The sequence below is a fragment of the Cytobacillus sp. MT66 genome (genome assembly GCF_058792595.1).
Window position 1 is genome coordinate 150,188 of record NZ_JBXAFB010000001.1, and the last position, 13,790, is coordinate 163,977.

Consider the following 13,790-nt stretch of genomic DNA (forward strand, 5'->3'; position numbering starts at 1 on the left):
TTGTTTGAGCTAATTTTTCTTTTATTTGGATCCCTGCTTACAGGAATAATAAAAGGTAGTATAGGGATAGGCAGCGGAATTGTACCTGTCTCTATTCTTGCAATATTTTTGCCTCCTGATCAAACGGTTGTTTCACTGTATCCAGCAATGCTGGCAACTACACTGTTTTCATTGGTCCCCTATTGGAAAAAATGGGATGTTAGGTCATTGAAAATTATGGGGCCGCTTAGTATTGCTGGGACTCTACTCGGGGTTGCAATTTTAATTTATTCCACACCTGAAATTCTCAGAGTTCTAGTAGGGACCATCGCAATACTATTTGTATTGAATGAGTTCTATAAAGAGCGAAAGCAAGAAGAATCGAATAACGTTAAATATTTTAAGACATTGGCCTCAGCCTTCGGATTTATCGGAGGGATTATGAGCTCAATGATCCATTCGGGCGGAGTTATATTTAGTATGCTGCTTTTAAGAATGAAATTATCGAAAGAGACTTTTGTTGCGACTTTAATAGTACTAATGGCGGTAAACGATATTTGTAAAGGTGTTCTCTATGGAAGTGCAAATTTAATTAGCATAAGTATTTTATCACTCCTTTTAATTGGGCTATTTAGTCTGATTGGTGTAGGTTTAGGGGTCTATCTTTGCAGATTTATATCATTAAAATATTTTAAGTGGCTAATTAGAGGTGTCTTGCTTTTTAGCGGCCTTATGCTATTTGTTACAGGAATTAAAAATATGTTTTTTGTATAAACACCAGACTTGCATTTCTATATCTCACTATAAGTAGATCAATAAATAATCAAAGTAATCAATATCAATATAGAAAATATGTATACAGAGTTTACTGAATAGTATTGATATTCAGTAAATTCAGTGATTTAATTGTAGAAAACACTGTATTCACATTGGAAAACTGGTAAATATTAGGACTAGTGCCAGCTTATTCGCCCAAATTTAAAATTGGAGGGAAATGCATGAAATCAAAAATATCAATATTCATTGCTGTTTTAATGCTTCTTAGTATAGTTCTAATAGGATGCAGCAGCGATAAAACTGGAAGTGAATCTGGTAGTAATAGTGCTGAAAAGTCGTTTTTATCAATTGGTACTGGCGGAACCGGGGGAGCATGGTACGGTATTATGGCTGCAGCGGGTACTGTGTTAAATCAAAATTCAGAAATTGTAAATTTAGACGTACAAGCAACAGGCGGAAGTGTTGAAAATATGAAACTTCTAAAAAACAAAACCGCTCAATTAGGGGCTGCAACTCCAGATGTTGCCTATTATGCCTATGAAGGAGGACGAGAATTTGATGAAGCAAATCCGAACTTAAGGGCTATCATGGCTGGAAATAACATGTATGAGTACATTATGGTTCGGGCAGATTCAGATATCCATTCCTTTAACGATTTAAAAGATAAGATTATTTCGATTGGTGCACCGGGAAGCGGAACCGCTATAACAGGTGAAGCTCTGTTAAAGTCCCTAAATGTCACTCCTAAAGAAATTAAAAATCTTGCCCACGCAGAGGCATCAGCGGCACTGCAAGAAGGATCTATTGATGGGGTTATGGCATTATCAGGAATACCGTTCCCTGCTGCAACAGAGTTAACAACAATTACTGATGTTCGTTTTGTCCCATTAAGTGATGAGGAAATCAGCAAGGTTATTGAGGATAACCCTTATTGGTTTAAAGGAATTTTGCCTAAAGACACCTATAAAGGGCAAGAAGAAGATGTTCCTGGAATCGGGGTGGGTACGGTAGTTTTAACGGACAAAGATACTCCAGATGATGTCATTTATAACCTGCTAAAAACATTATTGAAAGATAATAAAGAGGATTGGGTGAAAGGACATAATTTAGCTGAAGAATTCTCAATAGATATGATGAAACAATCTATTGAGGCAGGGACGATTTTAATGCCAATTCACCCTGGAGCAAAAAAATTCTATGAAGAAGAAGGAATTGAAATTAAGGAGTAATATTTAAAAATCTGTGGCAAAGGAGTTGAGACAGTGGAACAAAACCTTCCTAGTTTTAAAGAGAGTACGGTCATGCAAAAAATAATTTATATTATTGCCATAGTATTTTCTTTAGTAAGTTTATACTTTGGATTTAGCCCTGAAGCAAGCGTTATACAGCAAGCTGTACACCTTATGTTTGCAAGTGCAATAATTTTCCTGCTTAGCAAACCGGTCATTAAGGCTGTAAAAGTTTTTGATATTCTTGTCATGATAAGTACAACATTAAGTGCCATTTATCTTATTTTAAACTTTGAGGCCATTGCTTGGAGAGCAGGGGATTTGAATACTCTAGACCTGACAATGGGCGCCATTACAATCTTCTCTGTCCTATATGCAACAAAAAAAATTATCGGGTGGTCATTGCCAATTATTGCGCTTGTTTTCATCCTATATGCGCTATTTGGAAGATATTTTCCTGGAATGTTCCAGCATGGAGGGTATGATATTAGCAGGATTATTGGTCATATTTACTTGACTGAGGATGGAATATATGGATCACCATTAAAGGCATCTGCCACACTAGTTATCTTTTTTCTAATATTTTCCTCTTTCTATGAAAGAGCCGGGGGAGGAAATCTGGTAATTCAGTTAGCCAATGCCATGTTTGGCTGGTTGAGGGGAGGACCTGCTAAGGTAGCTGTAGTAGCGAGTTCGCTATTCGGGAGTATATCAGGAAGTGCTGTTGCAAACGTGGTAGGTACTGGAGCACTAACTATACCCCTAATGAAGAAAACAGGCTATAAGGCACATTTTGCAGGTGCGGTTGAGGCAGTTTCATCAACTGGAGGACAAATAATGCCGCCTATCATGGGAGCAGCTGCGTTCATTATGGCAGAAATGCTAGGAATCCCTTACAGTGAAATTGTTCTTGCCGCCTTAATTCCAGCCATCCTATATTACCTCGCTTTATTTATCATGGTTCATTATGAGGCAAAAAAACTTGGTTTACAGAAAATAGATAAATCAACTTTACCTTCAACGAAACAAGTATTGCTTGATTCTGGTCATATGCTCGTACCATTGTTCGTTTTAGTCTATTTGTTAGTTTTCTTACACTATTCTCCTGCACGAGCTGCATTAATTACCCTAGGTGTTATTCTTATTTTTAGCATGCTCCGAAAAGGGACCCGTCTGGGTTTAAATGGATTTTTTGAATCATTGCGAAATGGATCTTTAGGAGTATTACAAGTTGCTTTAGCCTGTGCCTGTGCTGGTATTATTGTCGGTGTCTTTTCCCTTACAGGTTTAGGCTTAAAAATGTCTCATATTCTTATTAATCTTTCCGGCGGATCTATGGTCATTTTACTAATCCTAACGGCTATGACAAGTATTATTCTTGGAATGGGAATGCCAACCGTAGGAGCCTATCTTGTTTTAGCCATTTTAATTGCCCCAACATTAATCGATGCGGGCTTTAACCCAATAGCTGCTCATTTGTTTATTTTCTACTTTGGGAATATTTCGAATGTAACACCTCCAGTTGCTTTAGCAGCATACGCTGCTGCGGGTTTAGCGGGTTCAAATGCAACTAAGACAGGGTGGACCGCAACAAGATTGGCTGTTTCAGGGTTTATCATCCCGTTTATGTTTATTTTTAATGAAGAATTGCTATTGGAAGGTTCAACGGTAGAGATATTTTATATTGTCTTTACTTCTTTAATTGGGATTGCCTTCCTTTCAATTGCTTTACAAGGTTATTTTTCTACGAATATCGGATTAACAGAGAAAATATTGCTTATTGCTGCCTCAATTATGCTAATCAATCCAGAATTAATAACATCTATTTGTGGGATTACCTTGGGTATTATTATTTTGTTCTGGAATGTAACAAAAGGAAAAAAGGCTACAGCAACAGCAAATATTAACTTATAAAAAGGAGAATTGATAAATGACTCTTCCACTAGAGGGGGTTCGTATCTTAGATTTATCCCATGTCGTCGCCGGGCCGTTTAGTTCCATGCTATTAGCTGATAGCGGGGCAGAGGTGATAAAAATTGAAAAACCTAACGAAGGAGAATATGGAAGACGTATAGGTCCATTCATCTCAAATGAAGAAGGTGAGGAAACAGCAGCATGTTTTTTACGAATGAATAGAAATAAAAAATCAGTTACCATTGATTTGAAAAATCCTGAAGGAAAAAGCCTTTTTCTTGAGTTGGTTAAAAAAAGTGATGTCATTATAGAAAACTTTCGGCCTGGGACGATGGAGAAGCTTGGACTCGAATATGAAAAATTAAAATATGTAAATCCTCGAATTATTATGGCGTCTATAAGCGGTTTTGGGCAAAAGGAAGAAGGGAACAAATACTGGAAGCGTCCTTCATATAATATGATCGCACAAGCGTTGGGCGGACTTATGGATGTGACAGGATATAAGGATAGTCCTCCTCTTGGTATTTCATTGCCGTACGGGGATTTGCTCCCGGGCCTTTATACTGCTTTTGCAATAACTCAGGCAGTCATTCAGCGGACGAAGACAGAAAAAGGACAATATATTGATATATCAATGTACGATGTATTAACTCTGTTTAGCGAGCGAAACATTATTAACTACCAGATAACACAAACCCTGCCTGTAAGAGGAGAAGAACAACATATTAGTCCACACGATGCATATAAAGCTGAAGATGGATACTTTGTAATAGATTGTTATTCCAATAGAGAATGGAATATTATTTGTCGAATGATGGGTCACGAGGAGTGGGTTGATCATGAGGACTTTAATTCCGGCTCCAAACGCGCTGGGCTTTCAGAATCGCATATTCGTCCGATGATTGAACAATGGGCGGCTGACAAAACGAAAAATCAAGCAACAGAGATGCTGACGAAAGAAGGGATTGCTGCAGCTCCAGTACAAAATGCTGATGAATTAATTCAATGTGAGCATTTGAAACATAGGAATATGTTTGTTGAGGTAGAAGACCAAGTGGCGGGTAGAATTAAGTACCCAGGAAACCCCATTAAATTTTCAAATGTTCCAAAGCATGAATTTACTCCAGCACCGCTTCTTGGAGCTGATACGAGTATATTAAAAGACCTATTAAACCTGACGGAAACTGAATACAAAGAATTGAAGAAAAAAAATGTGATTTGAGAATAAAAAAAGGGTGAGAGAATGGAAACACGTATTACACAGCTCTTTGGAATAAGATATCCAATCATTCAGGGAGGAATGGCACATTTAGCTTTTTCAGGGTTGGCATCTGCTGTATCAAATGCTGGTGGTTTAGGGCAAATCACAGCAACTTCTATGGAATCGCCTGAACAATTAAAAATAGAAATTGAGAAAGTTAGAAAACTAACAAAATACCCCTTTGCAGTAAATTTTGCTGTGGGCATGGGGAGGAGACCTTATCAAGACCTTCTGGATCTAGCTATCTCAGAAGAAGTTCCAATTATAAGCATAACAGGTGGAAATCCTGAACCTTTAATTACTAAAGTTAAGAACAAAAATATAAAAACGATGGTTCTCACCTCAACTGTTAGGCAAGCCCAAAAGGCAGAAAGTCTTGGCGCTGATGCTATTATCGCCGTTGGATTCGAGGGCGGGGGGCATATTGGACTTGATGATACAAGCACAATGGTTCTTATCCCGAAAATTGTTGACTCTGTAAGGATACCGGTAATTGCAGCAGGCGGTCTTGGAGATTCTCGTGGTTTGATGGCCGCGCTTTCTTTAGGAGCAGAAGGAATTGAAATGGGAACAAGGTTTATAGCGACAAAAGAATGCGTGGCACATCCTAAGTATAAAGATGCTCTGGTAAAATTAACCGAAAAAGACACAGTAATCATCAAACGTTCACTAAAACAGCCAGGAAGAGCACTCCGCAATAGGATAACTGAAAAAATATTAGAATTGGAACAGGTCGGAGCAACTTATGATGACCTTAGAGCCTATATAAACGGCTCAGCCAATAAAAAAGCCATTTATGAAGGGAATTACGAGGATGCTTATTCATGGGCTGGTCAGGTGATTGGCTTAATAGATGATGTACCATCATGTCAGCAATTGATAGATAGAATCATTAACGGATCTTTTGAGATTAAAAATCGCTTGGATTCCATGGGTATATAATAATTAACTGAAAAAAGAACCAATTCCCCTTTCGGCAATCAATTAATTGAAAGGGGAGTTTTTTATTTTGCTATGTAACAAACAATGAAAATTTTTCCACTTAAATTTTTTTGTTAAATATTTTAGAAAATATTGAAAATTATAAATACATATGTTTTAATTATGTTATTCCGCGAAAAGTGGTAATGATGTCATGATATTGGTATGTATTTCCTAATAGGTGGTGATATGAATATTTCCGTAAGCAGCATCTATTTACGTCAACATAGAACTCCTCTTAATTAAAAAATAACTCCTACCAGAGCAGACTTCAAAAATACTCGTAAAATACAATAATACACAAATATTTTCATATCATTCGCTTTAAAGAAAAATTGAATTGGCTAAATTCCCATTAAAGGAGAACACAATGGAAAAATTTGATTTATTTATCGTTAATGGAAACATATTAACACTTGATGAAAAGAATTCAATTAGCGGATCTCTAGCAGTCTCAAACGGTAAAATAGCTGAAATCTGGTCCGAAAAACGGCCCCCCTCAGACATATTAGCTCTTAACACCGATGCAGAAATACTGGATCTAAAGGGAAATACATTAATTCCAGGCTTTGTTGATACACATAATCATATATTGACCTATTCTCTGAATCTAGCACGAGTTGACTGCGGGAGCCCGTTAAATAAAAGTATCGAAGAAATGCAGCAAAAGCTTTCAAATAAGGCAGCTGATACTCCGGAAGGAGAATGGATATTTGGATATGGGTACGATGATACCTTGTTACAGGATAAAAGACATCCTAATCGATACGACCTGGATAAAGTGACGGATAAACACCCAATTATGATTCATCATACAAGCGGACATCTATCTGTTGTAAATTCAAAAGCAATAGAACTAGCAAAAGTAACTGAAAATACTCCTGTTGGCACCGGCGGTTATTTTGGGCTGGATGAAAGTGGAAAACTTAATGGCGTCTTATATGAAAGACCAGCAATGGAATTTTTTTATGCAGTTCAGGAAAAAGACACAGAAGAAACACTTTTAAAAAGACTAGGAATGGCAGCTCAAAACTACATGGCTGAAGGGATTACAACTAATACCGATGCAGGCGTAGGGCTGCGTGTGGGTGATGTGGAATTTGATATTCATATTAAAGCAGCACAGCAGGGGTTAAATCCTATGAGAACTAAACTTATGATCCTTCATACCCTTCTTAGAGATGGAGGAAAGTTTGCCGGTTATACTGCTGATCGTTTGGATGCCTACATTAAGCAGCTGACAAACGGACTTGTTGAATTAGACAGTGCTAAGATGTTCCAGGATGGCTCCATCCAAGGGTTAACAGGAGCACTGCGTGAACCCTACTATTCTGATTCCTCTATAACCGGAGATCTATTTCATGAACAGAGTGCATTTAACGAAGAAATACTTGAACTTCATAAAAGAGGCTATCGTATTGCGATTCACGGAAATGGCGATAAGGCAATCGGGTCGATATTAGATGCATTCCAATATGCTTTGGAAAAAAGTCAAAAAGAGGATCATCGTCATCGAATCGAGCACGTCCAAACAGCCACAATTGAAGACCTGGACCGGATGCAAAAATTAGGTGTTGCCGGGTCCTTTTTTATCAACCATGTGTATTATTGGGGCGATCGTCATGAGTGCATTTTCCTTGGCCCTGAACGAGCGAGCAGAATCAGTCCACTTGCCGATGCAGTTGAGAGGAACCTGCTTATTACACTGCATTCTGACTGTCCAATTACGCCAATTTCACCATTATTTTCAGTTTGGGCGGCAGTTAATCGCATCACGAGAGAAGGTAAGGTGCTCGGTCCAGACCAGCGAATCGATGTCATAACTGCTTTAAAAGCGATGACTATATACGGTGCAAAGCTTGCCTTTATGGAAGATAAAATTGGAAGTATTGAGACAGGAAAGCTGGCTGATTTTGCCGTGTTAGATAGAGATCCAACAAAAATTAACCCTGAAGAAATTAAAGATATTGAAGTACTTCAGACAATTATCGGAGGAAAGTCTGTATATCAAAATTCAAGAGTTTACAATTGAAAAAAGACATTGCCAGGGGGGTTCTTATGTTTAGAAAATCTAAGGTTGTTTTGATTTTTATAACTATCATCATGATTATACTGGCTGGATGCAGCAGTGGTACAAATACTTCAACTGAAGGCACACAAAATTCAGAAGGGGATGCTTCTGGTTCAACCTCTATAGCCGAAAAGTTTAATATGGCCATGGGAGCACAGCCGCCGTCCCTTGATCCGCACATATCAACTGCGATTGCGACACGCGATATCGCTATGCAAGTTTTTGAAACACTAGTTACCATAGATAAGGATTATAAACCAGTGCCAATGCTTGCAGAATCCATCGATGTTAGTGAGGATGGAAAAACATATACTTTTAATTTACGCCAGGGTATTAAGTTCCATAATGGCAAGGAAATGACCTCTGAGGATGTGGTCGCATCAATGAATCGTTTTGTTGAAAAATCAGGTGCAACGAAGGTTCTGCTTGATGGGGCAGTATTTAAAGCAGATGGAGATTATAAGGTCATTCTAGATGTTCCTAACCCGTCCACACTCATCATGACGTCCCTAGCAGCTAGGTCACCTATGCCAGCTATAATGCCAAAGGAAGTAATTGAATCTGCTCCGGCTGAGGGAATTAATGAATATATTGGAACAGGCCCGCTGAAATTTGTTGAATGGAAACAGGACCAGTATATTAAGCTTACAAAGAACGATGACTACCAACCATTGGAAACAGAATCAAACGGTCAAGCAGGTAAAAAGGAAGTCTTTATTAAGGATTTTTATATCCACTTTGTTCCAGATACTTCCACACAAGTAGCTGGTTTGCAAACAGGGGAATATGATCTATTGCTTGAAGCACCGAATGATAACTATGAGCTTCTTGCCAACGATCCGTCTCTTGGCACATCTATTAATGATTATGGACCGTATAACCTGATATTTAATAAACACAAAGGTATTTTTACTAATGCTGATATGAGAAAGGCCATTAATGCTGGTATCAATTCGGAAGAGATTTTAAGGACCTCCTTTATGCATGAGGACATTTATGAATTAGATCCTAGCTATATGTCGCCTCAATCTGCTGATTGGTACAGTGACGCAGGGAAAGAGTACTACAATCAAAATGATCCAGAAAAAGCAAAAGAATGGTTAGAGAAGGCTGGCTATAATGGAGAGCCCATTAAAATAGTCACTACACGTGACTATGCGCACATCTACAATACAGGTGTTGTTCTTCAGCAGCAACTGGAAAAAATCGGAGTAAAGGTTAGTCTTGAAATATATGATTGGCCAACAGCATTAAATATTCGCAATAAGGAACCAGATAAGTGGGATATCTTTATAACTGGAACTCCTTTTGTCCTTACACCGCTGGAGCTATATGTCTACACGATTGAAGCATACATGGATCCAAACAATCAGAAGGTGACAGAATTATTAAACTCAATAAAGAATGCACAAACAGAAGATGAGGCTAAGCAAAAGTGGGAAGAATTACAGGCCTACACTTGGGAGTACCTGCCTGTTGCAAAAATGGGGAACTTCTTTAAAGTCAGTGCTTTCAAGGATTATGTAAAAGATTATAAGTATCAGGAAGGTCCGATTCTCTGGAATATTAAATTAACAAAATAAGAAATGACTATTATGTGGGTATCACATTGGAAGAACTTATTCAAATGTGACACCCACAAGTTCATTATTGCTTTTATCTTTTGGAGAGAGGAGCATTTATTTGAAAGAATTTATATTAAAAAGACTTTTAGCATTGATCCCAATTTTATTTATTGTATCGCTTGTTGTTTTCTTAATTATTCATATGACACCTGGTGATCCTGCCCATGTTATTTTAGGGGAAACAGCAACGGAGGAGCAAATTGAAAATCTACGACAACAACTTGGTTTAAATAAGCCTATTTATGAGCAATATTTTAGCTGGATTGGCGGAGTTATTACCGGAGATCTTGGTTACTCCTATTTTATGAAGATGTCAGTTTCAAGTGCGTTACTTGAACACTTGGGGCCTACCGTTTCATTATCCTTATTAGCTGAACTTATTGCTATTTTTATAGGAATTCCACTAGGCATTTTAGCTGCTAAACATAAAGGATCTGTTTTAGATCAATCATTTATGGGTTTTTCCCTAATGGGTATATCTATACCAAGCTTTCTGTTAGGCCTATTATTAATTTTATTCTTTGGTGTGCAACTAAAATTACTTCCAGTTGCCGGTTACGTACCATTGAATGAAAATATCGGGAGTCATCTTAAATATTTAATCTTGCCGGCTTTTTCTCTTGGGATTATGCAGGCTGCATTAATTGCAAGGATGACAAGGTCTTCCATGCTTGATGTCCTTAACACAAATTATGTGAAAACTGCGCTTTCCAAAGGAGTAAAACAAAGAAATATCGTTTTAAAGCATGCTTTAAGAAATGCATTTTTACCAATCTTAACCGTTATTGGCCAGACATTTGGCGTTTTAATTACTGGTGCAGCTGTTATTGAGACAGTTTTCAATATTCCTGGAATCGGACAACTAATTATCAATTCAATTGAACGAAGAGATTTCTCAACGATACAGGGCGCAATTTTATTTATGACACTGGCCTACGTAATGATCAATTTAATTATTGATTTACTGTATGGAGTTATTGATCCCCGTGTTCGATTATCTCATAAATAGAAGGGAGTAAATAAATGGAAACTGTCCGACAGAGTAACATAGAAATGACAGACGTGAAAAATGACTTAAAAAAGAAGCAAAGACAAATTATAATTCGCAGAATCTTTTCTAGCAAATTAACAGTTACCGGGTTTGCTATGATTATCTTTCTTGCTGTATTAGCCTATCTGGGCCCTTTATTTGTTCAGTACAACCCGCTGGAAATGGATACAGTCAATCGTATGAAAGGTCCAACGGCCGAACATCTATTGGGGACAGATAATTTTGGACGTGATTTACTTGCCAGAATAATATATGGCTCTCAGGTTTCCTTGAAAGTCGGAGGATTTGTTGCGGTTATCACGGCTATATGCGGAATGATCATCGGTTTATATTCCAGTTATTATAAAGGCTTGGACAATATTCTAATGAGAATTTGTGACGGGTTAATGTCATTTCCGGCAATCCTGCTTGCCATAGCAATAATGGCAGCACTAGGACCAAGCATAAATAACGTAATCATATCCCTTAGCATTGTGTATACACCGCAAGTGGCTCGGATTGTCCGCTCGGTTGCTATCGTTATTCGTGAACAAACTTATATAGAAGCCATTAAATCACAGGGTGCATCCGCGTTTCGAATTATTTGGAAACACATTGCCCCGAATACATTGTCGCCTTTAATCGTACAGGCAACCTTTATTTTTGCCAATGCAATTATCGTAGAAGCGGCATTAAGCTTTCTTGGTGCTGGTGTCCCTGCTCCTGAACCTAGCTGGGGGAATATTCTATACGATGGAAAGCTAGTCATTTTCAATGCTTGGTGGGTGACCGTATTTCCTGGCATCTGCATTATTCTGGCTACTCTTGGTTTAAATCTCGCAGGTGATGGTCTGAGAGATATACTTGATCCGAATTTCCAAAAAAGCAAATAATGAGCAGGGGGTGAGAGAATGGATAATACTCCAGTTTTACAGGTAAAGGAGCTTAGAACCCATTTTAAAACAGAAAGAGGAAAAGTAACTGCGGTTGATGGTGTTTCTTTTAGCCTAAATGAGGGGGAAATTCTTGGAATTGTTGGTGAATCTGGATGCGGAAAAAGTGTAACATCACAATCTATTCTTCGCTTATTTGATGAAAAATACCTTACTGCCTATGAAGGGGAAATCATTTTTAGGGGAAAGAATCTTTTAAAAGCCTCAAATGCTGAAATGGAAAAACTGCGCGGAAACAATATCTCAATGATTTTTCAGGATCCGCTAAGTTCTTTGAATCCAGTTTTCACTTTAGGGCAGCAAATTACCGAAGCCATTTTATTACATGAAAAAACAACCAAAAAGGAAGCCTATCAAAAAGCCATTGAAATGCTGAAACTTACAGGTATACCAGCGCCAGAAAAAAGAATTAATGAATACCCGCATGAATTATCAGGGGGAATGAGACAGCGGGTAATGATAGCCATGGCTCTTGCCTGTAAACCGAGAGTCTTAATTGCAGACGAACCAACAACCGCACTTGATGTAACCATTCAAGCACAGATTTTAGAACTCATGCTTGAACTAAAAAAAGAAACAGGAATGGCCATTATTTTTATCACCCATGACTTAGGGGTAGTAGCTGAAATTTGCTCTAGAGTTGCTGTCATGTACCTAGGACAAATTGTAGAAGAGGCAGACATTAACAATCTATTCGAGAGTCCAAACCATCCCTATACAATGGGGTTAATTAAATCGATTCCTCAGCTTGATGGCGATAGAAAGAAAGAACTTAATGTCATTCCAGGAACGGTTCCATCGTTAAATAATGTACCAAAAGGCTGCCGATTTGCAACAAGATGTGAATTTGCAGACAGCAAATGTCAGGAGGAAATGCCTGAATTAATTACCTGCGGTGAAAATCGAAAGGTCCGATGCTGGCATTATGAAACCATTAAAACGGGGGGTGAAAATTTTGTCTTTACAAACAATTGAAAAGAAACCCCTTCTTGAAATAAAAAGTCTAAAAAAATATTATCCAATTAAAACAGCATTAGGCCGGACTACCGATTATGTTCAGGCCGTTAATGACGTCTCCTTTCAATTATATGAAGGGGAAACATATGGGCTAGTCGGCGAATCTGGCTGCGGAAAAAGTACAATCGGGAGAACATTAATCCGGCTACAGCAGCCAACTGAAGGAGAGGCTATTTTTAACAACATCGATATTTTTAAGCTCTCAGAAAAGGATTTTGTTAAAGTTAGAAAAGAATTTCAAATGGTTTTTCAAGACCCTTTTTCATCACTTAATCCAAGACAGCGAATCGGTCAAGCGTTAGAAGAGCCATTAGTTATTCATAAGATAGGTCCTAAACAGAAAAGGACTGAGCTTGTTATGGATATACTGCAAAAGGTTGGGCTTTCCACAGACCATTACTATCGCTACCCTCATGAATTTTCCGGTGGCCAGCGGCAGAGAATAGGCATTGCCAGGGCATTAATTTTAAAACCAAAGGTGATTATTTGTGATGAACCTGTTTCAGCACTGGACGTCTCCATTCAGTCACAAATCATTAATTTAATGCAGAAACTGCAAAAGGAATATAAATTAACGTATCTATTTATCGCACACGACATTAGTGTTGTACGCCATATTTCAGACAGAATAGGCGTTATGTATTTAGGCAAGCTAGTGGAAGAAGGATCCACAGATCAGATCTTTTCAGATCCGTTACACCCATACACGCAGGCATTGCTATCTGCTGTCCCATTACCAAATCCTAAGCTGAAAAAAGAAAGAATTATCCTAAAAGGGGATATTCCTTCACCGATTCATCCTCCTTCGGGATGCTTTTTTCACACAAGGTGTCCAATGGCAACAGACCTTTGCAAAAAAGAGGTGCCACAGAGAAAACAGATGAAAAATGATCACTTTGTCTCATGTCATTTATATACTTAGCAAAAATGAAAAACCCCATCTGCAAATTTTG

General features: G+C 38.1%; 11 protein-coding genes. All 11 read left to right on the forward strand.

All coding sequences use genetic code 11. The features are described from left to right. The 11 genes from AC1Q59_RS00705 to AC1Q59_RS00755 all read left to right on the forward strand — a co-directional run bounded on the left by AC1Q59_RS00705 (position 1) and on the right by AC1Q59_RS00755 (position 13,759). On the forward strand, positions 1-753 hold the full coding sequence (locus tag AC1Q59_RS00705) for a sulfite exporter TauE/SafE family protein (RefSeq protein WP_492363845.1): 753 nt from the start codon (positions 1-3) through the stop codon (positions 751-753). Positions 754-977: 224 nt separating this feature from the next. Next, positions 978-1,985 (forward strand): TAXI family TRAP transporter solute-binding subunit, encoded by a 1,008-nt coding sequence (locus AC1Q59_RS00710; protein ID WP_492363846.1) that lies wholly within the window; start codon positions 978-980, stop codon positions 1,983-1,985. 33 nt (positions 1,986-2,018) lie between these two features. Further along, complete coding sequence (locus tag AC1Q59_RS00715) at positions 2,019-3,899, forward strand: TRAP transporter permease (RefSeq protein WP_492363847.1); 1,881 nt, start codon at positions 2,019-2,021, stop codon at positions 3,897-3,899. Positions 3,900-3,915: 16 nt separating this feature from the next. Then, entirely contained in the window at positions 3,916-5,121 is a 1,206-nt protein-coding gene (locus AC1Q59_RS00720) for a CaiB/BaiF CoA transferase family protein (RefSeq protein ID WP_492363848.1), read from the forward strand. A 21-nt stretch (positions 5,122-5,142) separates the two neighbouring features. Next, positions 5,143-6,102 carry an NAD(P)H-dependent flavin oxidoreductase gene (locus AC1Q59_RS00725; protein WP_492363849.1) on the forward strand — a complete coding sequence of 320 codons (960 nt, stop codon included), beginning with the start codon at positions 5,143-5,145 and terminating at the stop codon, positions 6,100-6,102. A gap of 409 nt (positions 6,103-6,511) precedes the next feature. Then, positions 6,512-8,173, forward strand: a complete 1,662-nt coding sequence (locus AC1Q59_RS00730; RefSeq protein WP_492363850.1) for an amidohydrolase — start codon at positions 6,512-6,514, stop codon at positions 8,171-8,173. A gap of 26 nt (positions 8,174-8,199) precedes the next feature. Beyond that, positions 8,200-9,795 carry an ABC transporter substrate-binding protein gene (locus tag AC1Q59_RS00735; RefSeq protein ID WP_492363851.1) on the forward strand — a complete coding sequence of 532 codons (1,596 nt, stop codon included), beginning with the start codon at positions 8,200-8,202 and terminating at the stop codon, positions 9,793-9,795. 100 nt (positions 9,796-9,895) lie between these two features. Further along, positions 9,896-10,846 (forward strand): ABC transporter permease, encoded by a 951-nt coding sequence (locus AC1Q59_RS00740; RefSeq protein ID WP_492363852.1) that lies wholly within the window; start codon positions 9,896-9,898, stop codon positions 10,844-10,846. Positions 10,847-10,860: 14 nt separating this feature from the next. Continuing rightward, positions 10,861-11,760: an ABC transporter permease gene (locus AC1Q59_RS00745; RefSeq protein ID WP_492363853.1), complete on the forward strand. Its 900-nt coding sequence runs from the start codon at positions 10,861-10,863 to the stop codon at positions 11,758-11,760. Positions 11,761-11,778: 18 nt separating this feature from the next. Then, positions 11,779-12,795, forward strand: coding sequence for an ABC transporter ATP-binding protein (locus AC1Q59_RS00750; RefSeq protein ID WP_492363854.1), 1,017 nt, complete (start codon positions 11,779-11,781; stop codon positions 12,793-12,795). Further along, on the forward strand, positions 12,746-13,759 hold the full coding sequence (locus AC1Q59_RS00755) for an ABC transporter ATP-binding protein (RefSeq protein WP_492363855.1): 1,014 nt from the start codon (positions 12,746-12,748) through the stop codon (positions 13,757-13,759). Before AC1Q59_RS00750 ends, AC1Q59_RS00755 begins: the two co-directional genes overlap by 50 nt. Positions 13,760-13,790: the final 31 nt, after the last annotated feature.